21 protein-coding genes are annotated in these 26,949 nt (G+C 62.8%); 14 read left to right on the top strand and 7 right to left on the bottom strand.

Going from position 1 to position 26,949, the window contains the following annotated elements; translation table 11 throughout:
• Nucleotides 1-43 precede the first annotated feature (43 nt).
• The 3 genes from CWS35_RS29195 (at nt 44) to CWS35_RS29185 (ending at nt 3,838) form a co-directional block, all read left to right on the top strand.
• A complete protein-coding gene (locus CWS35_RS29195; RefSeq protein WP_100955061.1) occupies nt 44-1,624 on the top strand; it encodes a sugar ABC transporter ATP-binding protein in 1,581 nt (526 codons plus the stop codon).
• Nucleotides 1,621-2,613, top strand: a complete 993-nt coding sequence (locus CWS35_RS29190; protein WP_100955060.1) for an ABC transporter permease — start codon at nt 1,621-1,623, stop codon at nt 2,611-2,613. Before CWS35_RS29195 ends, CWS35_RS29190 begins: the two co-directional genes overlap by 4 nt.
• A 73-nt stretch (nt 2,614-2,686) precedes the next feature.
• Nucleotides 2,687-3,838: a substrate-binding domain-containing protein gene (locus tag CWS35_RS29185; RefSeq protein ID WP_024582347.1), complete on the top strand. Its 1,152-nt coding sequence runs from the start codon at nt 2,687-2,689 to the stop codon at nt 3,836-3,838.
• An 80-nt stretch (nt 3,839-3,918) separates the two neighbouring features.
• On the opposite strand, the gene CWS35_RS29180 is transcribed toward CWS35_RS29185, so the two are convergent.
• The gene (locus tag CWS35_RS29180) at nt 3,919-4,713 is read right to left on the bottom strand and encodes a DeoR/GlpR family DNA-binding transcription regulator (protein ID WP_100955059.1); all 795 of its coding nucleotides are present in this window, start codon (nt 4,711-4,713) and stop codon (nt 3,919-3,921) included.
• 281 nt (nt 4,714-4,994) lie between these two features.
• Here CWS35_RS29180 and deoC point away from each other — a divergent pair, with 281 nt between their 5' ends.
• The 8 genes from deoC (at nt 4,995) to CWS35_RS29140 (ending at nt 14,432) form a co-directional block, all read left to right on the top strand.
• Nucleotides 4,995-5,999 (top strand): deoxyribose-phosphate aldolase, encoded by a 1,005-nt coding sequence (gene deoC / locus CWS35_RS29175; protein WP_100956772.1) that lies wholly within the window; start codon nt 4,995-4,997, stop codon nt 5,997-5,999.
• A gap of 1 nt (nt 6,000) precedes the next feature.
• A complete protein-coding gene (locus tag CWS35_RS29170) occupies nt 6,001-8,385 on the top strand; it encodes an aldehyde dehydrogenase family protein (protein ID WP_100955058.1) in 2,385 nt (794 codons plus the stop codon).
• A gap of 82 nt (nt 8,386-8,467) precedes the next feature.
• Nucleotides 8,468-8,923, top strand: coding sequence for an RbsD/FucU family protein (locus CWS35_RS29165; RefSeq protein WP_100955057.1), 456 nt, complete (start codon nt 8,468-8,470; stop codon nt 8,921-8,923).
• Nucleotides 8,924-8,927: 4 nt separating this feature from the next.
• Nucleotides 8,928-9,851 (top strand): ribokinase, encoded by a 924-nt coding sequence (gene rbsK / locus CWS35_RS29160; RefSeq protein ID WP_100955056.1) that lies wholly within the window; start codon nt 8,928-8,930, stop codon nt 9,849-9,851.
• A gap of 7 nt (nt 9,852-9,858) precedes the next feature.
• Entirely contained in the window at nt 9,859-10,734 is an 876-nt protein-coding gene (locus tag CWS35_RS29155) for a carbohydrate ABC transporter permease (protein WP_024582341.1), read from the top strand.
• Complete coding sequence (locus CWS35_RS29150) at nt 10,731-11,768, top strand: carbohydrate ABC transporter permease (protein WP_100955055.1); 1,038 nt, start codon at nt 10,731-10,733, stop codon at nt 11,766-11,768. The genes CWS35_RS29155 and CWS35_RS29150 overlap by 4 nt, the downstream gene beginning before the upstream one ends.
• Before the next feature lie 48 nt (nt 11,769-11,816).
• A complete protein-coding gene (locus CWS35_RS29145; RefSeq protein WP_245438733.1) occupies nt 11,817-13,256 on the top strand; it encodes an extracellular solute-binding protein in 1,440 nt (479 codons plus the stop codon).
• 84 nt (nt 13,257-13,340) lie between these two features.
• Nucleotides 13,341-14,432: an ABC transporter ATP-binding protein gene (locus CWS35_RS29140; protein WP_100955053.1), complete on the top strand. Its 1,092-nt coding sequence runs from the start codon at nt 13,341-13,343 to the stop codon at nt 14,430-14,432.
• A 56-nt stretch (nt 14,433-14,488) separates the two neighbouring features.
• Here the strand turns inward: CWS35_RS29140 and CWS35_RS29135 are convergent, their stop codons facing one another.
• From CWS35_RS29135 to CWS35_RS29115, 5 genes are all read right to left on the bottom strand, one after another.
• Nucleotides 14,489-15,667, bottom strand: a complete 1,179-nt coding sequence (locus CWS35_RS29135; protein ID WP_100955052.1) for an NAD(P)/FAD-dependent oxidoreductase — start codon at nt 15,665-15,667, stop codon at nt 14,489-14,491.
• Between the two features lie 137 nt (nt 15,668-15,804).
• Nucleotides 15,805-17,001 (bottom strand): glycosyltransferase, encoded by a 1,197-nt coding sequence (locus tag CWS35_RS29130; protein WP_024582337.1) that lies wholly within the window; start codon nt 16,999-17,001, stop codon nt 15,805-15,807.
• Entirely contained in the window at nt 16,998-18,257 is a 1,260-nt protein-coding gene (locus CWS35_RS29125; protein ID WP_157817269.1) for a lipopolysaccharide biosynthesis protein, read from the bottom strand. The genes CWS35_RS29130 and CWS35_RS29125 overlap by 4 nt, the downstream gene beginning before the upstream one ends.
• A gap of 66 nt (nt 18,258-18,323) precedes the next feature.
• Complete coding sequence (locus CWS35_RS29120) at nt 18,324-19,547, bottom strand: glycosyltransferase (RefSeq protein ID WP_100955050.1); 1,224 nt, start codon at nt 19,545-19,547, stop codon at nt 18,324-18,326.
• Between the two features lie 183 nt (nt 19,548-19,730).
• Complete coding sequence (locus tag CWS35_RS29115; RefSeq protein ID WP_157817268.1) at nt 19,731-21,113, bottom strand: hypothetical protein; 1,383 nt, start codon at nt 21,111-21,113, stop codon at nt 19,731-19,733.
• Between the two features lie 108 nt (nt 21,114-21,221).
• On the opposite strand from CWS35_RS29115, the gene CWS35_RS29110 reads away from it, so the two are divergent.
• Complete coding sequence (locus CWS35_RS29110; RefSeq protein ID WP_157817267.1) at nt 21,222-22,052, top strand: glycosyltransferase; 831 nt, start codon at nt 21,222-21,224, stop codon at nt 22,050-22,052.
• A 68-nt stretch (nt 22,053-22,120) separates the two neighbouring features.
• Nucleotides 22,121-23,440 (top strand): O-antigen ligase, encoded by a 1,320-nt coding sequence (locus tag CWS35_RS29105; RefSeq protein ID WP_157817266.1) that lies wholly within the window; start codon nt 22,121-22,123, stop codon nt 23,438-23,440.
• 4 nt (nt 23,441-23,444) lie between these two features.
• Here the strand turns inward: CWS35_RS29105 and CWS35_RS29100 are convergent, their stop codons facing one another.
• Nucleotides 23,445-24,845, bottom strand: a complete 1,401-nt coding sequence (locus tag CWS35_RS29100; protein WP_100955046.1) for a GumC family protein — start codon at nt 24,843-24,845, stop codon at nt 23,445-23,447.
• A 432-nt stretch (nt 24,846-25,277) separates the two neighbouring features.
• Between CWS35_RS29100 and CWS35_RS29095 the strand changes: the two genes are divergently transcribed.
• A complete protein-coding gene (locus CWS35_RS29095) occupies nt 25,278-26,855 on the top strand; it encodes a hypothetical protein (RefSeq protein ID WP_157817265.1) in 1,578 nt (525 codons plus the stop codon).
• Nucleotides 26,856-26,949: the final 94 nt, after the last annotated feature.

The raw sequence follows: 26,949 nt of genomic DNA, 5'->3' as shown, positions 1-26,949 counted from the left end.
TGTCATCATCGCATCAGCGGGTCGCGCGGCTGACGGGAGGGAAGTGGAATTGTCCGGTTCGATCGCGGCAGGGCCTCGGCCGTCGACGTCGCTGTTGATGGTCGGCGGCGTCAACAAGCGCTTTGGCGGCGTGCGGGCGCTGCGCGACGTCAATCTCGAGGTCCGTCCCGGCGAGGTGCACGCGCTGCTGGGCGAGAACGGGGCCGGAAAATCCACGCTGATCAAGATCCTCAGCGGTGTTCATGCGGCCGACAGCGGCAGCATCGAGATCGCCGGCCGACCGGTGGCGTTCGACAGCCCGGCAAGATCGCGCGAGGCCGGGATCGCCGTCGTCTATCAGGATCTCAGTCTCGTCGAGTCGCTCAGCGTCGCCGACAATCTGCTGCTCGGCCGCGAGCCGCGCGCGCGGTTCGGCTTTGTCCGGAAGCGCGAACTGGTCGCCAGGGCCGAAGCGTTCCTGGGCGAGCTCGATATTCCCCTCGATACGCGGGCGGCGGTCGGTTCGCTGCCCTTCGCCTACCGCCAGATGACGGAGATCGCCAAGGCGTTGATGGGCGAGGTACGGCTGTTGATCCTCGATGAGCCGACATCCTCGCTGACCTCGGATGAAGTCCGCATTCTGTTCGATGCGATCGGGAAGGCGACGCGCCGCGGCGTCGGCGTGATCTACGTGACCCATCGGCTCAACGAGGTCTTCGAAGTCTCGCAGCGTGTCACCGTGCTCCGCGATGGTGCCAACGCCGGGACGTTCGTCACCGCCGATACCGACATGAAGCGGCTGGTGAACGCCATCATCGGCACCGATCGATTGACGCCGGCCGCGTCGCGTACCGAGCGCGCGGCAACGCGTCCGCTCAATCCAGCGCCCGCGCTGTCGCTGTCAGGCGTGTCCAACGACCGGCTGTCCGCCGTCGAATTGTCGGTGATGCAGGGAGAGATCCATGGTCTCGCCGGATTGATCGGGAGCGGGCGCACGGAAATTCTGGAGACGATATTCGGGCTTCGGCCGATGCAGAGCGGCAGATGCGAGATCGAGGGTCGGTCTTGGCTGCCGAAGAGCCCGGCCGACGCGATCGAGCACGGCGTCGCGCTGGTGCCGGAAGACCGCCACGTGCAGGGCCTGGTGCTGGACCATTCGATCGAGCGCAACATCACCCTGCCGCGAATTCCGCATTTCTCGCGCTGGGGCTTCATGCAGCGCAGCGCTGCCGCCCGGCGTGCGGAGGCTGCGGTCGCCAGGCTGTCTGTGAAGGCGCAGGGCACATCCAGCCTGGTCAGGACATTGTCCGGCGGCAACCAGCAGAAGGTCGTGTTCGGAAAATGGAATGAGCCGCGGCCGCGCGTGCTGCTGCTGGACGAACCGACCGTCGGCGTCGACGTCGGCGCCCGCGAGGAAATCTACGGTGTGATCCGCAATGCCGCCCGCGACGGCACCGGCGTCCTCATCGTCTCGTCGGATCTCGTCGAGCTGATCGAGCTCTGCGACCGCATCTCGGTGGTCGTCGACGGATGCGTCGCCCAGACGCTGGTGCGCGGGGAAATCGACGATGCCGAAGAGCTTCATCATCTCCTTCAGATCTATCAGGCTTCCGGACAAGGCCAATTGCAAGAGCTACCCGCATGACCGAACTGACCGCGCCGAATATCGTTGCTTCGCCGACCCGATCCGATCGACGCCGCAAGCTCATGCAGAACCTGCTGCGCGGCGAGCGGCCTTACATGCTGTACATCGCCTTCGTGGTGCTGCTGGTCGTGTTCAGCCTGTCGTCGCCCTGGTTCCTCTCGGTCGACAATTTCCTGAATATCGGACGCCAGACCACGCTGGTGTCGATCATCGCGGTCGGCATGACGTTCGTCATCATCGCACGTCAGATCGATCTCTCGGTCGCATCGACGTTGGCGCTGTCTGGAATGGCTGCCGCGCTGGCGATGAGCCAGATCTACAACAGTTGGATCGTTGGCGCCGTCGCCGGGCTCGGCACCGGCGCGCTGGTCGGGCTGCTGAATGGCATCCTGACCACGCAGCTCTCGATCCCGTCTTTCCTGGTGACGCTTGGGTCGCTGAGCATGGCGCGCGGACTGGCGATGATGGTGACCAACACCAAGCCCGTCATCATCACCAACGAGACCTATTTCGCGATCTTCGGCGAAGGCACCTTCCTGGGCATTCCGGTCCCGATCGCCTGGACGCTGGCGGCGATGATCGTCGGCGTCCTGCTGCTGCACTACAATGTGTTCGGTCGCCGCATCTATGCGGTCGGCGGCAATCCGACCGCAGCGCTCTATTCCGGCATCAACACCAAATGGGTGACGACCGCGGCCTTCGTGCTGACCGGCGCGCTGGCCGGGCTCGCGGCGCTGGTACTGTCCGCGCGCTCCCATGCCGCACGGCCCGACGTCGTACAGGGCATGGAGCTCGACGTCATCGCGGCGGTGATCCTCGGTGGTTGCAGCCTGTTCGGTGGCCGCGGTTACATCCTGGGAACGCTGTTCGGCAGCCTCATCATCGGCACGCTCAACAATGGCCTCGTGCTGCTTGGTGTCAGCTCGCCGATGCAACTCGTCATCAAGGGGGCGATCATCGTGGCCGCGGTCGCCTTCACGAAACGCTAGAGCACGATCTGGAAAGTGTAGGGGCAAGGTCGCCGGCCTCCGGTCAATCGGCGACCAAACACGGGAGGAAACAATGAAGCCAATCTTGCGACAAACCCTGCCATTGACCGTGCTGATCGCGGCAGCGGCCATCTCGATCGCGCCCTCGGCCCGCGCCGAAGTGCCGGCAACCTGCGTCAAGGGCGTCGACCTCGCGACGCTTGGACCGAAGTCGATCGTCGGCCAGGGGCCGCATGGCGAGAAGGCCGCGTCGCCCGAGGTGCTGGCGCTGTCGGATGCCGAAGCCGCCAAGGTCAGGGAGAAGCATTTCAAGGTCGGCATCTCGATGCAGACCGTCAACCTCGACTGGGCGCAACTGCAGATCCAGGGCATCACCGACACGCTGAAGAAGTACGGCGTGACCGTGACGGGCGTAGCCTCCGCTGAATATCAGGTGGACAAGCAGATCGCCGACATCGAGAACACCATCCAGCAGCATCCGGACGGCATCATCTCGATCCCGGTCGATTTCACCGCGACCGCGCCGACCTACAAGAAGGTCGCCAAGGCCGGCATCAAGCTGGTGCTGATGGACAGCATTCCGACTGGCCTGAAGCATCCCGAGGAGTATGCCTCGATGATTTCGGCGGACAATCTCGGCAACGGGCAGATCGCGGCGCAGATCCTGGCGTCCTGCATGGCGCAGGGCGCAACCATCGGTCTCGTCAATTTCGGCGTCGACTATTTCAGCACCAACGAGCGCACCAAGGGCGTTCGCGAGTGGATGCAGAAGAACCGGCCCGACATCAAGATGAAGCAAGTCGACTTCACCGATCCACCGAAAGTGTCGCAGATCGCGGGCGACTTCCTCACCGGCAATCCCGACGTCAAGGGCGTGTTCGCGGTCTGGGACCAGCCGGCGCTCGATACGCTGAGCTCGATGCGCGCGCAGGGCATCGACATTCCGGTCACGACCGTCGATCTCGGCCTGCAATCGGCGATCGAGATCGCCAAGGGTGGCCCCTTGAAGGCGACCGGGTCGCAGCGTCCCTATGACCAGGGCGTAGCGGAGGCGATGGCCATGATGAACGCACTGCTTGGCAAGGAAACGCCGGCCTGGGTCGGCGTGCAGTCGCTGCCGGTGACGCAGTCGAACGTGCTGGAATCCTACAAGACGGTGTTCAAGAAGGAGCCGCCGTCCGAACTGACCGACGCCTGCAACAAGGCGAAGCCTGCCTGTAACTGATCTTTGGCCCGCGATGCGCGGTGTCGCAACGGCGTGCATCGTGGACGAAGCTGACCCGGGCGAGCCAGCCCCCGCCCGGGTCAGATGGCGCTGGTTACGTACTCGACCGGAAGGCTGCGGAAGTGCTTGCGCATGTCCGACGACGCCGCGCCGCCGACGATGATCCGCGAGAACGCGCCGATATCGGAGAAGAATGCCGACTTGAGACTGCCGAGCTTGCTCGCGTCGATCACCAGGGTGCTCTCCATCGCGGTCTCGATCACGGCCTGCTTGACGGCGACCTCGTGAAAATTCGAGCAGCTCGCGCCGCGGGTCCAGTGCACGCCGCCGGCGGAAATGAACGCCTTGTTGATCCCAAGCCGGCGCAGGTAGGACAGCCCGTCGTCCGACGCAAAGGATTGCGACGAGGGATGATAGAGCCCGCCCATCAGCATCACCTGCGTGCCGGGCCGGTGCGTCACGATCGACGCGACGTTCATCGAATAGCAGATCACCGAGAGCGGCAGGTCCTCGGGCAGGCAATCCGCCAGCGACTGCATCGTGGTGCCGCAGTCGATGAAGATCGTGTCGCCTGCCTTGATCGAGGCGGCCGCAGCGCGACAGGCGAGACGCTTGTCCTGGGTGTGCTGGTCGATCTCCTGCTCGAACGTGTACTTGATGCCGGTCGGCGACGCCGCATTGACGACGTAGCCGCCGAGCAGGGCGAGGGTCGCCTCCGGGCCGGCAAGGTCGCGGCGCACCGTCATTTCGGACACCTTGAGGAGCTCGGCGGCGTCCTTCAGGTGCAGCGTACCGCTCGATTCGACGGCCCGGCGCAGCCTTTGCAGGCGCTGGACGCGTGTTTCGTTTGGTCGTGCGTTCGAGATGTCAGCCATTTTGTCGCCGAGCTTGCTTATCCGATTGACAATGATCTTACAATGTTGTGAGTTTATCAACGTCGTTTTGTTACAATAATAACATCAGGTCGACCGGGCTGGTCTGGTGCCGGGACGGTATCGTCCTCGGCAACCGGTGAACCCAGCAGCGAGTTCAGGGGAGGATCACATGTTGCGATCAGCACATTCAGTCTATCTGGCGATCTCGTCGATTCGCTAGGACCCCAAGAGGACCCCAAGTCGCTAGGAGCCGAGGCGCCGCCATGACGCAGAGCGTCTTCATGCAGAATCCGTCCGCATTCGCCGCGCAGTCGCACGCCCCTGGCGGAGAGCATCAGCTCCCGCGCAACAGCGGCCGCGCGCTCGAGATGGATTGGGTCGACGACATCAGGATCAATCTGTCGGCCGCCGAACGGCGGGTCGCGAGCCTGCCGGGCCGGCGCACGGTCAAGAAGGACGCGCAGGCGGCGTGGCTGCTCAAGGCGATCACCTGCATCGACCTGACGACGCTCAACGGCGACGATACGGCCGAACGGGTGAAGCGCCTCTGCGCCAAGGCCAAGGCGCCGCTGCGCGCCGATATTGTCGAGAAGCTCGGCTTTGCCGGACGTGAACTGCATACCGGTGCGGTCTGCGTCTACCATCGGTTCGTCGGCGCGGCTGTCGAAGCGCTCGATGGATCCGGCATTCCGGTTGCTGCGGTCTCGACCGGATTCCCGGCGGGACTCGTCCCTCATGAACTGAAGCTGAAGGAGATCGAGGCGTCGGTGCGCGACGGCGCGCAGGAGATCGACATCGTCATCACGCGCGAGCACGTGCTGACTGGCGATTGGCGGGCGCTTTACGCCGAAGTCCGGGATTTCCGCGCCGTTTGCGACAACGCGCATCTGAAGACGATCCTGGCCACCGGTGACCTCAAGACGCTGCGCAATGTCGCCAAGGCATCGATGGTCTGCATGATGGCCGGCGCCGACTTCATCAAGACCTCGACCGGCAAGGAAGGCGTGAACGCGACGCTGCCGGTGACGCTGGCGATGCTGCGGATGATCCGCGTCTATCAGGAGCGCACCGGCTACAAGATCGGCTTCAAGCCGGCTGGTGGAATCTCGACGGCCAAGGACGTGCTCAATTACCAGTTCCTGATGAAAGAGGAATTGGGACGCGACTGGCTCGAGCCCGACCTGTTCCGGATCGGCGCCTCCAGCCTGCTTGCCGATATCGAGCGGCAGCTCGAGCATCACGTGACCGGCCACTACTCGGCCTTCAACCGCCACCCCGTGGGATGAGATGAGCGTCGCAAATTATTTCGAGACCATGGAGTATGGCCCCGCGCCCGAGGCGGACGGCGAGGCGCGCGCCTGGCTGGCGCGGCACGGCGCCACGTTCGGCCATTTCATTGCCGGCAAGTTTATCGCGCCGCATGCGGGCAAGTATCTCACGACGAGCGAGCCCGCGACCGGCAAGGTGCTGGCGCGGATCGCACAGGGTGCTGCTGCCGACGTCGAGGCTGCGGTCAGTGCCGCGCGCACCGCGCAGGCTGCATGGGCCAAGCTCGGCGGTCACGGCCGCGCGCGTCATCTCTATGCGCTGGCGCGCATGCTCCAGCGTCACGCCCGCCTGTTCGCCGTGCTGGAGGCGATCGACAACGGCAAGCCGATCCGGGAGACCCGCGATCTCGACGTGCCGCTCGCCGCGCGCCATTTCTACTATCACGCCGGCTGGGCGCAGTTGCAGGAGCGGGAATTCGCCGACCAGGTGCCGATCGGGGTGATCGGGCAGATCATCCCGTGGAATTTCCCGCTGCTGATGCTGGCCTGGAAGATCGCGCCGGCGCTGGCCGCGGGCAATACGGTGGTGCTGAAGCCGGCGGAATTCACCTCGCTTACCGCATTGTTGTTCGCCGAACTATCTGCCGAAGCCGGCCTGCCGCGGGGCGTGCTGAACGTCGTGACCGGCGATGGCGCCACCGGCGCGCTGCTGGTCGAAAGTCCCGTCGACAAGATCGCCTTCACCGGCTCGACCGAGGTCGGGCGACTGATCCGTCAGTCCACCGCGGGCACCGGCAAATCGCTGACGCTCGAGCTCGGCGGCAAGTCGCCGTTCATCGTGTTCGACGATGCCGATATCGACGGCGCGGTGGAAGGCGTGGTCGATGCGATCTGGTTCAACCAGGGCCAGGTCTGCTGTGCCGGCTCGCGGCTGCTCTTGCAGGAGGGCATTGCCGAAACCTTCCGCAGGCGCCTGATCCGCCGCATGGAGACGCTGCGCGTCGGCATGCCGCTCGACAAGGCGATCGACATGGGCGCGGTGGTCGCCCCGGTGCAACTCGAGCGGATCAAGTCGCTGGTCGAGACAGGGGTGAAGGAGGGCGCCGAGAAATACCAGGCGTCCGGCGCGATCCCTGCGGAAGGATGCTTCTATCCGCCGACGTTACTTTGGAATGTGCATCCGTCCGCCACGGTTGCAACCGAGGAGATCTTCGGCCCGGTGCTGGTGGCGATGACGTTCCGCACGCCGGACGAGGCCGTGATGCTCGCCAACAACACGCGCTACGGCCTTGCCGCTAGCGTGTGGAGCGAGACGATCGGGCTCGCGCTCGACATCGCGCCGAAACTCATGGCCGGCGTGGTCTGGGTCAACGCCACCAATCTGTTCGACGCCAGCGTCGGCTTCGGCGGCTATCGCGAGTCCGGCTTTGGCCGCGAGGGCGGCCGTGAGGGGATGTATGAGTATCTGAAGCCGAAGGCCTGGAGCGGGCGCAAGGCGCGGGCCAAGGCACCGCCGCTTCCGGCGGCGTCCGGTGTCAGCGCCGGGTTCGACGTGCCGCCGATCGATCGAACCGCAAAGCTGTTCGTCGGCGGCAAGCAGGTGCGTCCGGACGGCAACTACTCGCGCGCGGTGCTCTCGCCGAAGGGCCGGCGGCTCGGCGAGGCCGGCGAGGGCAATCGCAAGGACATCCGCAATGCGGTGGCGGCGGCGCGCGCTGCCGAGTCGTGGGCGCGGGCGACGGCGCATAACCGTGCCCAGATCCTCTATTATCTTGCCGAGAATCTGTCCGCACGCGGCGGCGAGTTCGCCCGGCGTCTCGCCGACATGACCGGCGCATCGGCCGCCAAGGCACGCATCGAGGTCGATGCGAGCATCGAGCGGCTGTTCAGCTATGGCGCCTGGGCCGACAAGTTTGAAGGATCCATCCACGCGCCGCCGCTGCGCGGCGTGGCGCTCGCGATGCACGAGCCGATCGGCGTGGTCGGTGTCGCCTGTCCTGACGAGGCGCCGCTGCTCGCCTTCATCAGCCTGGTCGCGCCATTGATCGCGATGGGCAACCGGGTCGTCGCGGTGCCGAGCGAGCGGCATCCGCTCGCAGCGACCGACTTCTACCAGGTGCTCGAGACGTCTGATGTGCCTGGTGGCGTGCTCAACATCGTCACCGGCGACCGCGCCGAGCTGGTCAAGGTGCTTGCCGAGCATGACGATGTCGACGCGCTCTGGGTGTTCGGATCGCAGGCCGCGTCGGCTGCGGCGGAACGGCTGTCGATCGGCAATCTCAAGCGCACGCTGGTCGATCACGGCCTCGCGCTCGACTGGTATGACAGGGCTGCGAGCGAAGGACCGATCCTGCTCCGCCATGCGGTGCAAGTAAAAAACATCTGGATTCCGTATGGTGACTAGTGACGTCACCTTGCGGTGATATCGATTGGGGCCCGAACCCACAAGAGTTCGGCGATTTGGAAGACAAAGGAGGGGACGCAACATGCTCAAGGGCATCAATCCACTGCTCAATGCCGACGTGCTCTATGCCCTGCGGGCGATGGGGCATGGTGATCGCCTCGTGGTGTGCGACACCAATTTTCCGGCCGACTCGATCGCGCGCCAGAGCGCGCTCGGCAGACTGCTCCGCATCGACAACGTGACCGCCGCCAAGGCGGTCGAGGCCATTCTCTCGGTGATGCCGCTCGATACTTTCGTCGACGATGCCGCGATCCGCATGGAGATTGTGGGGCAGCCGCAGGAGGTGCCTCCCGTGCAGAACGAGGTGCAGGCCGCGATCGATCGCGCCGAGGGACGCTCCTGGCCGCTGGTCGGCGTCGAGCGCCATGCCTTCTACGAGAAGGCCAAGGCGGCCTATTGCGTGATCGCGACGGGCGAGCGGCGCTTCTACGGTTGCTTCCTGCTCAGCAAGGGCGTCATCGCGCCGGACGGGGAGTGATGAGATGGGCAAGCATGGCGTCGCTGTCCTCGGGGTGTTCGTCGTCGACCTGGCGTTCCGTGCCGGCAACATGCCGGCGATCGGTGAGACCATCGCCGGATCGGGATTCGCCATGGGGCCTGGCGGCAAGGGATCCAACCAGGCCGTCGCGGCGGCGCGGGCCGGCGCCAGCGTGAGCTTCATCTCCCGGATCGGCAGCGATGCCTTCGGCGAGCTTGCGATCAAGACCTGGGAGGCCGAGGGAATCCGGCCGCGCGTGGCGAGAACGGCGGAGGCGCCGACCGGCGCGGCGTTCATCTATGTTCACGAGACGCGCGGCGACAACGCGATCATCGTGGTGCCGGGCGCGGCGGGCGGCATCAGTCCGGCTGACGTCGATGCGGTGGCGGATGCCATCCGCGACTCCAGGGTATTCGTGACTCAGCTCGAGCAGCCGGTCGATGCCGCATTGAGGGGGCTCGAGATCGCGCGCGCGGCCGGCAGCATCACGGTGTTCAATCCCGCGCCGGCGCTCAAGTTCGATAGCAGCCTGTTTGCGCTCTGCGAATATGTCGTCCCCAACGAGACCGAAGCCGAGGCGTTGACCGGCATCGCCGTCAGCGATCTCGCCGGCGCGCGCCGGGCCGGCGATGCCTTGTTGGCCAAGGGGGCCGGCACCGCGCTGATCACGCTCGGCGAGCGCGGCGCGCTGTTTCATGCGCGGGATCGTTCGCTGCACGTGCCGCCGTTTGCCGCCGGCAAGGTGGTCGAGACCACCGGTGCGGGCGATGCGTTCGTCGGCGGCTTTGCGGCAGCGCTCGCGGACGGCGCCGATCCGCTTCAAGCCGCGCGCTTCGGTTCGGCCACCGCCGGAATCTCGGTGACCCGGCCGGGCACGGCACCCGCGATGCCGCAGCGCGCGGAGATCGACGCGCTGCTGAGGGGGTGATCGCGCGATGATGCGGAATGATCCGATCAAGCATGTCTTCATCTGGCCGGCGGTGCTCGTCGTGCTGGCGATCTCGATCTTTCCGTTGATCTATTCGCTGACCACGAGCTTCCTGAGCTATCGGCTGATTCCGCCGATCCCGCCGCGCGTGGTCTGGCTCGGCAATTATACGACGCTGTTACAGGAGCCGCGGTTCTGGAACGCGATCTTCACCACGACGCTGATCGCCTTCGTCGCGGTCGGGCTGCAATACGCGATCGGCTTCGGCGTCGCGCTGGCGCTGAATGCACGCGTGCCCGGCGAGCGGCTGTTTCGCGTCGCCCTGCTGCTGCCGATGCTGCTGGCGCCTGTCGCGGTCGCGCTGGTGGCGCGCATGATCTTCAACCCGACGATGGGGCCGCTGAATCAACTGCTGTCGAAATTCGGCCTGGCCAATTTGCCGTTTCTCACCAACGGACATTGGGCACTCGCCTGCATCATCGCGGTCGAGGTCTGGCAGTGGACCCCGTTCGTCATCCTGATGATGCTGGCCGGCCTGCAAACGCTTCCCGAAGATGTCTATGAGGCCGCCGAGCTCGAGAATGCCAGCGCCTGGCAGCAGTTCTGGGGCATCACCTTTCCGATGCTGTTGCCGATCTCGGCCGCGGTCGTCTTCATTCGCCTGATCGAGAGCTACAAGATCATGGACACGGTGTTCGTGATGACGGGCGGCGGACCGGGCGTGGACACCGAGACGCTGACGCTGTTTGCCTATCAGGAGGGCTTCAAGAAGTTCAATCTCGGCTACACGTCGGCGCTGAGTTTCCTGTTCCTGATCGCGATCACGATCATTGGCGTGACTTATCTGGCGCTGCTGCGGCCGCATCTGGAGAAACGCCGATGAGCGGGCAGGGCCTAACCGGACTGTCGCCATGGAGCCGCCGCCTGGTCGCGCTCGGCGTGCTCGCCTGGTGCCTGATCACGGTGTTTCCGCTTTATTGGGTGGTGGTGACCGCATTCAAGACGCCGCCGGGCGTCGTCGGCGGGCCGACTTACATTCCGTTCGTCGACTTCACGCCGACCTTGCAGCCCTTCATCGATCTCTATCAGGGCATCCGCGGCGAGTTCTTCCGGACCTTCCTGAACTCGACCATCGTGGGCCTGTCGGCGGCGGCGATCGCCACCGCGATCGGCGCGATGGCGGCCTATGCGCTGGTGCGGTTTGAATTCAAGGTTCGGCTTGGCTCTGGGCTGGCGTTCTTTCTGCTCGCGCTCGGCGGTTACCTCGTGTTCAACAACCAGTTCGGCTTCACCCGGCCGCAGGCGCTGCTGCTCGCGTTTCCGATCGCGCTCTGCATTGCCGTCGCGATCAACCGGCTGCCATTGCCCGGGCCGATCCTCGGCAACGAGGACATCCTGTTCTGGTTTGTCAGCCAGCGCATGTTCCCGCCGATCGTCACGGCGTTCGCGCTGTATCTGCTTTACAGCGAGATCGGCCGGCTCGGTTTCCAGCTGATCGACAGCTATGTCGGCCTCACGCTGTGCTACGTCGCCTTCTCGTTGCCGATCGTGGTCTGGCTGATGCGCGACTTCTTCGAAGCGATCCCGATCGAGGTTGAGGAGGCCGCGATGGTCGACAATGTGCCGAGCTGGCGCATCTTCGTCGGCATCGTGGTGCCGATGTCGATGAACGGGCTGCTGGCGACGTTCATGATCACGCTGGCCTTCGTCTGGAACGAGTTTCTGTTCGCGCTGTTCCTGACCAATTCCAGATGGCAGACGCTGCCGATCCTGGTGGCGGGACAGAACAGCCAGCGTGGCGACGAATGGTGGGCGATCTCGGCGGCGGCACTCGTCGCCATCGTTCCGATGATGATCATGGCGGGCCTGCTCAGCCGGATGATGCGGTCGGGCCTGCTGCTCGGGGCCATCAAATAGCAAAAACTCTATAGGGAGGACTAGACGATGTTGCGACGGACGTTCTTGATGTTGACCACCTCGCTCGCGATGGCCTGCGCCGCGAGCCAGACGCACGCTGCCTGTAGCCCGGATTACACCGGCGTCACCCTGACTGTGGCGTCGCAGACCGGTCCGTATATTGCCTCTGCGCTCAAGCTCGGCGCCGACGAATGGGCCAAGAAGACCTGCGGCAAGGTCAATGTCGTTGAGTTTCCCTGGTCCGAGCTCTACCCGAAGATTGCGACGTCGCTGACGGCGTCGGATGCGACGTTCGACCTCGTCAGCTTCGCGCCGGCCTGGCTACCCGACTTCGTGCCGTATCTGAGCGAGATGCCGAAGGAGATGCAGTCCGGCAAGGATTGGGACGATATCGAGCCGGCCTATCGCGAACGCCTGATGGTGTGGGAAGGCAAGATCTACTCGCAGTCGATGGACGGCGACGTGCATACCTATACCTACCGCACCGACCTGTTCAGCGATCCCAAGGAAAAGGACGCCTTCAAGGCCAAGTACGGCTACGACCTCGCGCCGCCGAAGACCTGGAAGCAGTATCTCGACATCGCGGAGTTTTTCCAGCGGCCCGACAAGGGGCTGTGGGGAACGGCGGAAGCGTTCCGCCGCGGCGGCCAGCAATTCTGGTTCTTCTTCAGCCATGCGGCGGCCTACACCAACAATCCGAACTATCCCGGCGCGATGTTCTTCGACCCCGAGACGATGGACGCGCAGATCAACAATCCGGGCTGGGTGAAGGGGCTCGAGGAGTATATCAGGGCATCGAAGCTCGGGCCGCCGAACGCGCTGAACTTCTCGTTCGGCGAGGTGAATGCAGCGGTCGCCGGCGGCCAGGTCGCGGAATCGATCGGCTGGGGCGACACGGGCGTCATCGCGGCCGATCCGAAACAGTCGAAGATCTCGGGCAAGGTCGGCTCGGCGATGCTGCCCGGCTCGGACGAGATCTGGAACGCCAAGACCAAGAAGTGGGACAAATTCCCCAGCGTGCTTCCGGCCCCGTTCATGGCGTTCGGCGGCTGGCAGATCGCCGTGCCGAAGGCCGGCAAGAACCAGCAGGCGGCGTGGGACTTCGTCAAGACGCTGACCAGTCCTGATGTGTCGGGGCAGGCGGCGATCACCGGCGGCAGCGGCGTCAACCCCTATCGCAAATCGCACACCGCCAATCTGCAACTGTGGAGCAAGATCTTCACGCCCGAGGAGGCCAAGGAGTATCTTGGCGCGCAATCGGATTCCATCAATGCCAAGAACGTCGCGCTCGACATGCGTCTGCCCGGCTATTTCTCCTACACCGAGGTGGTGGAGATCGAGCTCGGCAAGGCGCTGGCCGGTCAGACCACGCCGCAGGCGGCGCTCGACGCGATGGCCAAGGAGTGGAATCGGCTGACGGACGAGTTCGGTCGCGCCAAGCAGCTCGCGGCCTATCGCGCAGCGATGGGGCTGCCGCCCAAGAACTAGCTCTCCCGTGAGACGTCCCGGATGATGCACGCATGTCATCCGGGACTTTACTTGCCGTCGATGAAGGGGCGGAAACAGGATTCCATGGCGCACGTCGAGATCGAGAACGTCAGCAAGGCATACGGGCCCTACAAGATCATCGAGGGGCTCGACCTCAACGTGGCCGACGAGGAATTTGTCGTGCTGGTCGGCCCGTCCGGCTGCGGCAAGACCACGACATTGCGCATGATCGCGGGGCTGGAGGCCGTCACCAGCGGAACCATCCGCATCGGCAATCGCGACGTGACGCAGTTGCGCCCCGGCCTGCGCAATTGCGCGATGGTGTTCCAGAACTACGCGCTCTATCCACACATGACCGTCGGGGAGAACATCGGCTACGGCATGAAGGTGCGTGGTGAGACGCGCGCCAGCATCGCAAAGGCCGTGAGCGACGTCGCGCGCGTCCTCGACCTCGAGCAATATCTCGACCGTCGGCCCAAGCAGCTCTCCGGCGGGCAGCGCCAGCGCGTGGCGATCGGCCGTGCCATCGTGCGCAGTCCGGACGTCTTCCTGTTCGATGAGCCATTGTCCAATCTCGACGCCAAGCTTCGCATCGAGATGCGGACCGAGATCAAGGCGCTGCACCGCCGCCTTGCCAAGACGATCGTCTACGTCACGCACGACCAGGTCGAAGCCATGACCATGGCCGACCGCGTCGTGGTGATGAACAAGGGCCGGATCGAGCAGGCGGCGGATCCGATCACGATTTACGAGAGACCCAACAACCTCTTCGTCGCGGGCTTCATGGGGGCACCCAGTATGAACTTCATCGATGGCGAGATCGTCGGTCGCGATGGCGCGTTCACCTTCACCGAGCCGTCAGGCACGGTGTTGAGAGTGCCGAAGTCGCGTGAGGCGGCCTATGCGGGCCATATCGGCAAGCCCGTCGTGCTCGGCGTCCGCCCCGATCACGTGTTGCGGCAAGACGCCCCTGAGGGCTCGTTCGTGCGCATGATGGTCAAGGATGTCGAGCCGTTGGGACCGCATACGCTCGTGATCGGGACCGTCGGTGCCCATCCGTTCACCGCGCAGATGCAGGTCGGCGTAGCCGCCGAGCCGGATCATTTCATCGACGTGGCTCTCGATCTCCAGCGAACCCATCTGTTCGAGAAAGCGTCGGGCAGGGCGATCCTCTGACTCGCGGCGCTCGAGATCGCTGCCCTGCCATGCCGCAAGCATTGCGGACGTCGCACTCATGACCGGGCTCGCGAGCCAGATGTATCCTTGAACCTCACGCGGTGCACCAGATCGAGGAATCGTCGCCGCATGAAATGCTCCTGACGACGAAATCGCCATTGTAGCGATCGATCCGTGATCAAGGACCGCCTGAAGTGAGCCATCCGGATGGCTTGCGTATCGACGTCCTGCTTGACCGGATCGTCGTAAAACCTCGCGATCTTCTCCTTCGCCATTCCGGGCGTTGTGAGCCATCGGGGGATATGCACATTACAAAGTCGATCAACGTCGTTTAGCAACCGCGTCACGCCCATGCCTGTGGCGGGGCAGGACGTTTGGTAGGCGTCTCCGATCAACACAATGCCGTCCTGGCTCACACTTGCGGCCGTCATCAGATTCATCGTCCAGTTTTGAACCCCGTCGACCGGATCATACGGCCTGAGATAGGCGGCGAGGCCCGGCATCGAGTCGCCCAGGCTCGTCGACGGGTTTCGCCGCAGTTCGCGGATCCACGGATCGCGTTGGTCGAGATAAGTGAAGAGGTTGGCCCGGAGCGTGTCGCCGATCGGGAAAAGACTGAGGTAGTCGATCCGATTGGTCGCGCCGCTACCGTAGCAAGTGAGCGCATTGAATGTCAGCCCAGGTTCGGCTGGGATGGTGAAGCCGAAGGATATCGAATGGCCTTCCGCCACCATGTGTTGACCGATACCCAGCCTGTGGGCAAGCGCGCCATTCATTCCGGTCGCAAGAAGAACGAGATCCACCGAGAGCGCCTGGCCGCTCGACAGCACGACCTCCTGCTTCTGCGGCCCGGTCTTGAGGGCCGTCACGTCGTCGATGATGAAAGCAACGGAAGATGGCAGTTGCGCGCGCACGACCCGCACGATCTCCTCGTACAGGATTCCGTAATGCTGATTGGGCGTGCGGTCGACGATGCGACCTGCGCGGACGTTGGCGATGTCCTTGAACGGGGTCGAAGCTTCGGCGATTGCTTTGAAGATGCCCAGTTTGCGCATCAGCTCAATCTGTCCACCTGCGAATTTTTCGACACGAAATTGCTTTGGATAGACGGAATGACGATCAATGAGTGTGACCCGATGGCCTGCCCGCGCCAGGACGACCGCCGCCAGCGCGCCGCAAAAGCCGGCACCGACAATCGCGATGTGGGCGCTGTTTGGCGTCGTGGAACTAGACATCGGGGTGAAGGGGCGCCTTGGGGCTGAAATCACCGTTGGATCTGGTCGTCGCTGCGGCTTGCGCAGTTCGGAAGCTGCACGAAGAATCCGCGTGCGGCCCGGTGACTGGCGAGCTACTGGAAATGGCGCGCGGAGATCTACGCGCTGACAGCTTGTGGCGACGCGGCTTTCGGTGGCCGGGATTCGAGCCCCAGGCAGTCGAGGTAACGCTCGCCGATCGTCTCGATCGTGAAGCGCTTGAGATGCTCATCCAGATCCTCCGGCATCGGTTGCTTGGAGCTGCTGATTGTTTCGATGATGGCTTGCGCCATCTGAGCGTCGTCGCCAACGCGAACGAGTGTACCGTATCGTCCTCCGGCAAGAATCTCGCTGGGGCCATGCGGACAGTCGGTGCTGATCACCGGTGTGCCGGAGGCGAGGGCCTCGACGATCACGTTGCCGAAGCCTTCCGCGATCGACGACAGGACAAACACGTCAGCGCCTCGCATGTAGGCGAGTGGATTGGGAGAGTATCCGAGGAAATGGACGCGGTCGGAAATGCCGAGTGAGTTCGCCAGGTCTTGCAGTTTGTCGCGGTCACCGCCTTCGCCCAGGATGACCAGATGCGCAGGCTTGCGTCGAACGACGAGCGCAAACGCGCGCAGCAGGGAAGCATATCCCTTTTGCCTGTGTAAGCGGCCGACTGCGAGGATAAATGGCTCTCCAGGGCCGATCGCCGAGGGAAGCGCGGGCTTGGCAGCAAGCTTGGCGTCAAATCCCTTGTGAATGATCGGATTGTAGATCAGGTGGATTGGCTTGTTTCTCAGGCCGGGCAGACGACTGAGCTGTCGCTTCAGGCCACTCGATACCGCTACGAACGCGTCTGCCGCGTGAAAGGTCGACGCGATCGCAGCCAGCATTGACGTGCGATGCAGCTGAATCGGCAGCGAACCTTGCTCGAGGAGCGAATTGTCGAGACGCACGACCAATTGATGGCGACTGGAACTCAGCAGCTTCCCGACACACGAAACGATATTCGCGTTCTCAACCGAACTGAGTACGGTTGGCGGACGCGCGGTCCGCAAGTAGCGCAGATAGGCTGGTACACTGAACATGACCTTTCGGGATTCCAGGCTGATGAGCCGGACGCCTCCCGGGACCTGATCCTTCAGCGAGCCGAAATATTTGCAAACGACGAGATCGACCCGCAATCCGCGGCCGACAAAATAATCCGCGAGGTTGAGCTGCACGCGCTCGGCCCCACCGCTGTAGAGCGTCGGGAGAAACAGCGCGATGTCGGGCGGCCGGGCGTCGGCACTGAGTTCCGATATCGGGATGTAGGATTGACCGGTCATCGGAAGTATTTCGCGATCACGAGAGAACGAACTATCGCGCCCACAAGATACGAGACGACGATCGCAATCGCGGCACCGTACAGCCCGAAAAGCGGGATCAAGACAATGTTGGTGCCGAGCGAGAGGCCAATCACGAACAGTCCGCTGAACAAGGTCAATTGATCCTTGTGACGGCTGTAGAAGACGCTTCCCTGCACCTCGTAGAACATGCGCAGCACAAACGCCAACAGGATCAGCCACAACACGGGAAGCCAATCGGCCAGCTGCGGGCGCTGCAAGTAAGGAATGGCAAAATGGACCAGCAGCCCCGCAGCGACGGCAATCGCGACCGAGATAGTCACGGTCTCGACGAGGAGGCCTCGATACACGTTCCAGAACGTTCCGTCGCGGCGTGCATGTGCGCCAATGAGCTTCGGACCGGATAGCTGGATGACGCCGGTGTCGACGAGATTGCTCAGCGCATTGCCGATCGACCAGAAGACCACGTAGATGCCGGTGAATTCGAGTCCGATGAACAGGCCGACCAGATAGCGATCGGTGTATTGCGCAACCGTGTTGGCAATGTCGTTGACGTACAGAATGCGCGAAGCCTTGAAATCGCGGGATAGCCAATCCTTGTGTTGCGGCGCTGCGCCAGGCCGGAACCAGGACCAGTGTCGAGTGGCTATCGCAAAGCCGATGATCGCGAGAATGCCGCCCCCGATCCAGAATCCGAGCAGGGTGTCGAGATCGCGCAGCGTTGGAAACAGGAAGGCGAGGGCGATGAAGGCGGAGATCCATCCGGCCGTTCGCACGAACATGAGCACATTGGCGAGGCCCGGCTGCAAAAGGTGGTTCAACAGAACGAAAAGGTCGCCATTGACGTGCTCAAGGAAAACGATGGCGACCACGATCATCGTCAGCGCAACCTGGTCGAGGTAGATCCCGACGCCCAATGCAATGACGCAGATTATTCCATAGATGGCTGCCTGGATTCGCCAATATCGGCGCAGCGTGGATACGACCTCATCGAGATGTTGGGAAACCGCGTTGCGGCTCAAGGTGCGGATCAGTCCCAGGCTGGCAACAACCGGAAACACAACGGCCATACCAGCGATCAGCCCGTACACACCAACCGTCGGCAGGCCGATAAACCGCGCGATGAACAGCGTGAGCGCGAATTTCGCCACGAGCGAAATCCCGCGCAGGCACATGATCGAGAGCGATATCAATGTGCGGCTGCTGACAACCGTGTGGAATCGGATGTTGGTAAGCAAAAATCTCGCCTTCGTAACGGTTCGCGAGCGGAGATATTGGACTGCGGAAGCGGCCACAGCTAGGTCTTATCCGGCAGGCCGCTCCAAGGTGTCTAGTTGGCCGCTGCCGTGGCGGTCCCGGCCCATGGCCGTGGAATGAACGACTCGCTCTGGCACCGGCAGTCGATCGCGTGGCGTCGCCGTCGCCTCTGATTGAAGCCGAGGCCGCTTGACGAGGCTTTCATACAACTCGATCAGGCCCTGGTTCATCCGGTCCGGTGCGAACATTGCGAGGTAGGTCGTCCGCGCCGCCGCGCTCATCGCCGCAAGATCGGAATGCTCAAGGACTTTCAAGGCCTTGCCCAGCCAACCTGTCGTGGCAATGTCGATCAGGATGCCATTGACGCCGTCTTGGATGAAATGCGGAAACGCGCCGTGATTGCTGCAGATCAGGATGCGTCCGGAGCGAAGCGCCTCTATCGCCAGCAGCGGCATCCCCTCCCACCGCGACGGCATTATGATGGCATCATATTCTTCGAACAAGGCGGGTAATGTTTCGCGAGGTACCCAACCTGAAACATGCACCTCCGGTGGAACGACGAGTCGGGAGCTGTTCACGATCTTTGACCCGACCAGGCTCAAGCTTGCGCGCTTCTGCTTGAGCAATTCGTATTCGCGCAGCAGCAAGTCGACGCCTTTTTGCCGATCCAGTCGTCCCACAAACAGCAGACGCCACGGACCGACCCGCTTGGCCGCACCGCGTTGAGCGGTCTGGCCATGAACCAGGTCCTGCATCCCGCTGACGATGAGCCTCGTCTTTGCGAGCGGAAAGCGGGCTCTGCGCAGGACCTCCTCTTCGTGAGGCGAGATCGAGACGATCGCGTCGGCGCGCCGGGTGAGCATGCGTTCGAGCGCCATCCAGAAGCGGGTCGCGAAGGTCTGCTCGGGACGATCGAACGCCCAGCAATGCGCGCAATAGACGACATGAGGCTTCCGACGCATCCCGGCGATCACCAGGCGGCCCATGCCGCCGGCGATGCTGCTGTGCAGGTGTACGACGTCCGGATCGTGACGCTGAATGCTTTGTCGGATAGCTGAACCGAGCGCCAGCATGGAACTGAGATTGCGGCCGGTTCGATGGTAGGTCTCGATGGCGCATCCGTTCAAAGATGCGATGTGTTCGCGCTGGGCCGCGGGTACCAGCAAGACAACGTTGTCTGCGCCGAACTGAGCTGTCTGATGGGGAATGATCTCTTCGAGATATGAAGCCAGGCCGCCGATCAAACTCTCAGAGACATGCAGTATCTTCATCACGAACCCGCGCTACCAATCTACATACGCGGATCTGTTTCTTGCGCCCCCGCGAAGTTCCCTTTCCGGAAACCTAGTAATGCATAATTTATACCGCATTTAAACTCTATATTTACCATATTCAATCAGGCACGCCTAAAATGCATAATGGCTATTAAATAGGTATCGGCGCGGCCTCGAGGATCACCGCGAGCTGGCAACCGGGAGATATTGAACGAAGGCTTTCGGTTCGATCGTCAAGACGCCGCTGCCGTCCGGTTGAAGCGCAGATTGTTGCCCGAGGTAATTGATCGCAGGGCCGATTTTCCGCCAGCCTGGCACGGTCACTCGTCTCGGGACTGCACTCCCTTCCGTTGCCCAGTACACGAGCTTGCACCCTTTGGTTGCGTCGTCGCCGCAGAAGCGCAGGATCGTGATGCCCTCGGCCATGGTCGCATCGAACCGCCCGATTGTTTCGTGCAGCGAGAATCCGCCGAGCTCATGGGCCAATGTCCGGAATGCCTGATACGCCGGACGTGGTCTGCCGTCGTAGCTCACCAGGCCGAACCGGTCTTCCATCTCATCGTCATTCGGCCCGACATCGATCAGGCAGTACCAGTTGGTAAGCCGCACCTGTTCCATCAGATTGATCAGGAACATTCGAGGTAGCCAGAGCGCCTGGGTGTCTTCCGAGATTCCGGCCCGGTAGACCGAGTCTCCCCACTCGGTGTCGATGATGGGCTTGCGCTTGATTCCTGCGGGCCAGAGGTCGAGATAGTTGGCGCGCAGAACCGCGTAGTCACGCGAGACGGTCTCAGGCGTTTGCTTGAAGCGATGCGTGTGCAGGCTCACGGCATCGAGGCAGCTCAGCAAGGCGTGGTCATCCAGCAGCGCCTGCATCAGGGGTTTCTTGGTGCGCCAGACGGTTGGCATCTGGGCCATGCCGGGGCCGGTCACGATGGCATCTGGCACGCGTTGCTTGATCGAGGCGCACGCTTCACGCGCGAGGGCCACATAGGCTGCCGGGTCCGGCTTGGGGGGCCAGAAGCCGGCCTGGTCGGGTTCGTTCCAGAGTTCCCAGATCGGGTTCAGCTGTCGGTAGCGGTCTGCCGCGGCCGTTGCCCATCGCGCATAAGCCGCGATTTCGGATCTGGTATATGGTGGCATGATACCGCTTTGGCGCTTGCCGTCGACCGCCGCGTCGAACGGTTTGCCGTAAAGCGGGTTCGGCCGGTTTAAAATGAACAGCGGCCGCAGCCCGCGCTTCTTTAATTCCGCGACGAAGTCGTCGTAGAGCGTCCAATCGTAACGACCGGGCTGCTTCTCGATCCACGGCCAGTTGAGATCAATTCGGACGATGCTTGCGCCAAGTCCGGTCAGAAAGTCGAGGCGCTGACGCCAATCCGGGCGCTTGAGAAAATGATCGGTGAACTGCACGGAGAGCCCGCTCGATACGGTTCTGCCGGGAAGGTCATCCGCCGGATAGGCCGAGCGGCAGAGTGCCAGCAGCGCCAGGGCGAGCGAGGCGACCCGCAAGAGCATTCGACGCGCAAACCCGGAGGAAAACAGGATGTCGATGCAAAACATCTCATTTCACCAGGATCAGCTTTCTTCGGGCGGGAAGCAGAGAAATCTGACATATAGTTTCCCGCGATGTCGAGGGCGGGTGCCGCTATGGAAGGGGACCGGAAAGTTATGGCACGACGAACCGTGTTTCTGATGCCAGTTTACAATCCGGCACGCGACGTCCTGCTCCGCACCGTGGACTCTCTGCTGGGGCAAACGGAGGCCGCCGACATCGTGATTGTCGATGACGGTTCGTTGCAGCCGGTCAGCGAGGTGCTGGGATCGCGTGAAGGCATCATCGTGCTACGGCTCGCGCGCAACGGCGGGATCACTGCCGCGCTGAACTATGGCCTCGAACACATTGTCAGCCTGGGATACGAATACGTGGCCAGGATGGATTGCGGGGACATCTCCGCTCCAGAGCGCGTGGCCAAGCAGCAAGCTTACATGGACAGCCATCCTGCCACGGATCTGGTCGGGGCGTTTGCAGACATCGTGGACGAGCGGGGTAACCATCTGTTTTTCGAGGGGACGCCCGGTGGCCGCGCCGCGATCGGACGCAAGCTCTACGACAACGCTGCGTTCAAGCATCCGACATTCTTTTTCCGTACCGCTTGCGTAAGGAAGTTTGGTGTCTACTCCGCGGACTATCCCCATGCCGAAGACTATGAATTCATGCGGCGCCTGTTCGAGCGGGGCGAGATCGACTGCCTGCATGACGTGCTGCTGGTCTATGAGAAGAACGCGGATGGCATCAGCAGCAGGAATCGTCGTACTCAATTGCGGTCGCGCTTGCGCGTGCAGCTAGGCTATTTTCAGCCTGCCAAGCCTGCTGCCTATGCGGGCGTCGTTCGGTCACTTGTCACGCTGCTCGTGCCGGCCCGGATATGGACCCGACTATCGCGGCTGTATTGGGATCGGCAGGACAAGCGCGTGGCCGTCAACTCGCTGCCAATGTGATGACGGCCTTGGCCGATTCAGCCACCGATCCGCGGAAGGGCTCGCCGGGCGTTCTCCTTGCCGGCCTCATGTGGCTCGCGGTCGCGCTGTTGCCGATCACGGGCCTGGCAGGAATTGGCGCGTTCGGAGAGCTGAAGGGATCCGCTTCCGTCTACGTCTTTGTGCTCCTGATCGTGACCTCGCTCGCGACAGCATCGAGCAGAATCCTGATACCGCGACCATTGTTCGTGTTCCTGAATTGCCTGCTCGTCTGGCTCGCCGTGACGACTGCGGTCAATTTCCCGGAAATTGCGACGTCCATGTTTCACGGGCGGAGCGGATTGAACAAGCTCGCCACGTCGTCGGCCGTCGTCATCTTCGGGATGGCGATCACCATCAGCTGCCTTGGCCTGCTGCGGCGGGTGAGCGATGTCGAGAACCTGTTCGTGCACCCGCTTGTGGTTGCGGTGGTCGCATGTGCGATCTTCGCGCTGCCGGAAGTCTGGTCGTGGTTTTCTCCCGCAGGCGAACTGATCTATCGGTTCTCGACCGGCCTTTTCCATACGGCAGACGATGAGCAAGGACGCGTGGCTGGCCGCCTGATCAGCCTGGCCTTCGAGGCGCCGGATCTATCCTACTTCTGCGGCTTCGCCTGCCCGTGGATGCTGTTTGCCTACCGTCTGCACACGATCGATCAACCGTCATTGGCAAGGCGCCTTGCGGCCGGCATACCCTTGGCTTTCGGCATCATCGCTCTGCTGTTGAGCAATTCGCGCACCGGCCTGTTGATGCTGGGCGGACTGATCTTCGCTGAATTGATATACTGGATCGGGCTGCGCGCCCTTCATCTCGGCATGGTGGCGTTGCTGGCCATCGTCCCTGCGGTCGCCGCGACCGGCCTCGTGCCGGTGCTCGCCCTCGGCAATGTCGCCAAGGCTGTCAACGACGGTGACGTCTCGACGATTTCGCGTCTGGCCCTGTTCAGCGCGCAACTATCGATCTTCAAGGCCAATCCGGTATTCGGTGTTGGATTCGGGCAATTCGGCTTCCATGCCGGGTCCGTTTTGCCGTCATGGGCCTGGGACAGCTATGAAGTCGTCAGATGGTTTGAAACGGTTGGCGATCTCCCGCCGACCTTCAATGTGCCGGGACGGCTTGCGGCCGAACTCGGGCTGCCCGGCTTGATGATCTGGTTTGGCTTCTGGCTGTGGGCGATCGTCCGGATCACGCGGTCGGCGGGTCAATTGCCGCGGAGGTCGACGGTCAACTATCTGAATGCCGCCTTGTTCGGCAGCATCATCAGCCTGTTGGCCGGCGGCACGAGCAACGACGCGTTCCGCCGTCCCGAGACCTGGATTCTCATTGCCATCGTTTCACTTCATGCGGGACGGACAGAGAAAGTACCTTGATCGGTCAGATCCGTCGGCCAGCAGCGGTCGTATTCGACGACACGCGGGAGTACCGTCGCAGCATCACCAGCGCTGCGCCACACGCCAGCCCAGCCAGGAGCGCGGCGATCATCAGACTGGTGCGCGGCGTCGTCGGCTTGTCCGGCGCGAGAGCCGGTGCGATGATGCGGGTGTTGGCGGTGTCGACGTTCTCCTGCTCGGCAAGCTCCTTGGCCCGCACCAGGAAGGCCTCGTAGATCGCCCGATTGGCCTCGACCACGCGGTCCAGCTCGCGCATGCGCACCATGGCTTCGGCTGCCGTGGACGCTTTCGCCTTGAGCGCGTCGAGATTGGTGGAAAGCACCTTTTCGTTTTCGACCGCGCGCTCGTAGTCGTTACGCGCAGCGGCGGAAATGCGGCTCAGCTCCTCGGCGATCAATTTCTTGTGCTGTTGCAGGCGTTGCCGGATGACGGCGACTTCCGGATTGCGATCCCCGAGCAGGGCGGTTGCGGATCCTTCCTGACGCACAATCTCGGCGTACTGCGCACGCAGCTGAGCGATCACCGGCGATTGAACGGCCTCAGAGATGGTGCCGACATCGCCGCCAGCCTTGATCGCGTTCTGTATCTGGTCGAGCCGGGCCCGCTGTGCGACGGTAACGGCGCGGGCCTGTGTCAACTGGGTGGACAATTCTTCCAGCTGCTGTCCGCCCAGAAACCCGCGGTTGGTGCCGATCAGGTTGTTTTCCCTTTTGAAGCGTTCGGCGTTGTTCTCTGCCTCCTGCACCCGGCTAGCCAGCTCGTGGAGCCGCGACGTCATCGAGGCGCTGACCCGTTTCGCAGCGTCGGCCCGTGCACGAATGTCTTCTTCGATGTACGCATTGGCGACGCCGTCCGTGATACGAGGCGCCTTGTTCGGGTCGCGGCTCACCGCGCTGATCGCAACGACGTAGCTGCGACTGGCGCGATCAACCCGAACGATCCGCTGGAGTGAACGCAGCGCCCTGATGTCCGCCGGCTCACTCTTGGTATTGGGCCTGAACAGTCCAGTCAGCGAAGCGAACAGCCCGCGACCGCCGACAAACTCCGGGTCATGTTCAAGGTCGAGCCGCTCCACGACCGCGCGCAGAACTGTCTCCGACCTGATGACCCGCATCTGGCTCTCCAGCAGGGCGATCGACGAGTCGTTGTTCTCGGAGCGGGATACGAGCTCATTCTGGACCGCCTTCAACCCTCGCGGATCGAAAAGGATCTCCGTGGTCGCTTCGTACTTCGCGGGAACGGCCACAAGGTAGAAGGCTGCGAGGAGGACCGCGGCGATCCCGCAAAGCAAGATGGTGGCGGCACCGTCAAGAAGCGTTCTTCCTGCGGACGCCAGGCTGATCATCGCGTCGTCAGATGACCGCGGATCGATCGGGGTAACCATCTTAGACCTTTCGCAGACGGCCGGTGGAGGAGGCCACCACCGCCTGCATACCAACTGAGACCCATTCTGGAACAGGACAATGTTCCAAACTGAAACGGCTCCGACCAAAGGGCCGGCGTGTCCGAAGGGGTCAGCAAGCCCCGTGCCGATCGGGAAAGCCTCGATGGATCATGGGTCTCCATGCCGGTCGGCTGCGGCGTGGCGGGTCTTTCTATTCGGCGGTTGAAGTCTTAGGTTGCGCAGGGTCCGTGACGTCGACGACCCTGCCGGGTGCATCAGCCCAGACAAGGTCCTTGATTTTGACTGCCGAGCTCGCTCGGTCGCTCATGGATCGGCTCGGTCGGCTTTCGTGGGGAATGGCCGCCGGCAGTCGGTTAGGGAATCCGTCTTGAAGTGGGTATTTAGCGACCTTCCAACCATGGGCTGGCCGCAATGAGCTCGGCATGCATCGATGCGACACCGTCGCTTGATCAGGGCTCCCGCGTTGCTTTGATTCTTCCCAGGCATCGGTTGCGCGAATGGCATCGCGAGCTGCTTGGGCATATCGGCAAGGTCCGCGAGGTCAGCGTATTTCTCGATGATCGCGCGCCGCCATATCCGTTGGCGTATCGAATGTGGTTGAGGCTCGAGCAGCTGATTTTCAAAAGCTGCGGCGTCGCCAGACCAATCGCTCCTGAAAAGGAATGGCGTCCGGTCTCGGCGCTCGGCGATACGTCGGGCCGGGCGGTCATCAACCTGTCGGAATGCCTTGGTCCCCATTCGAATGCTCTGGAGATCCGATACGACGGCGCTTTGGACAGCCGCGCACTGCTGGATCGGTTGCTGTCACTGACGTCGCCGTATCTGAGCGTGCAGCGCGCGGGCGACGAAACTCCTCTCGTCACATCCAGACTGGCTATCGAGGACAAATTCAGCCTCTTACGGGGGCTCCGGACCGCTTTTGCGCGATGCATTTCGCTTGTTCTGCGGGGGATGGAGCTGACGGAGGAGGGGGACGCCGGCACCGCAACGGAGGCAACAGCGTTGCCGAATGGTTCTCTACCGGCATTCGCTTCGCGGATGTTCGCCCATAAGGTATCGAACGCCTTGATGAAGCCGTTCTGGCACCAGGACCATTGGCACGTAGCGCTTCGGCGGGGTGCGCGGACGTTCAAGGTCATTGAAGACGATGGCGGGCGCTTCTACGCGGACCCATTCCTACAGACCTGGCAAGGGCGGACGTTTCTGTTCGTTGAAGAATATCCCTATGCCACCCGACGCGGACTAATTTCGGCCGCCGAGATCGTGGGCGATGAGCTCTTGGCTTCGCCGATGCCTGTATTAATTCGTCCCTATCATCTGTCATATCCGTTCGTGTTCGAGCACGACGGGGACCTCTACATGCTGCCGGAGACGGGCGAGAATCATTCCCTGGAATTATACCGGGCCGCTGAATTTCCCTGGAAGTGGGAGCTGAAAAAGGTCCTGATGGAGGGAGCCGTGTTCTCGGACGCCACGCCGCTGTTTCACGACGGCCTCTGGTGGATTTTCGTGACAGCGGACTCGATCGGTACATCGACACAGGACCAACTGTCGATCTTCTACAGTGACTCGCTCGGAGGGGCGTGGACCGCTCATCCGGCGAATCCTGTGAAATCCGACAGCCGTTGGTCGCGGCCGGCCGGCCGGCTGGTACAGCAGAATGGTCGTCTGTTCCGCCCGGCGCAGGATTGCGACGGCAGCTACGGCGCCGGCATCGTGTGGTTCGAGATCACCGAGTTGAGTCCGGAGCGGTTCACCGAGCGGCTAATCGTTACATGGGACGCGCGCGTGGAGTTGGATGCGACGGGATTGCACAGTTTCGACCAGCTTGGCGAACTTCACGCGATAGACTTCAGCCGTTCGATTGGCCGTGGGTGGTTGCGCAGGCGTGTTCGCACGATTGCGCCACGCAGCGGCGGCAATATAGACGCTTACTTTTCTCCGACCTCCAACCGCTTGCGGCTGGATCGGCAAGATAGCTCACTGTGATGGTCTTGCCGCCCGCGGGCCGATCGCACCGTCAGACTTAATCGGCTGGGAGGTGATCAGCGCGGCGGATCAAGCGCGATCTCCGGGATCGGCG

This window comes from Bradyrhizobium sp. SK17 (genome assembly GCF_002831585.1).
Lineage (GTDB): Bacteria > Pseudomonadota > Alphaproteobacteria > Rhizobiales > Xanthobacteraceae > Bradyrhizobium.
Note: the sequence above shows the minus strand (reverse complement) of the source record. Positions and strands in the feature narration are given on the sequence as shown.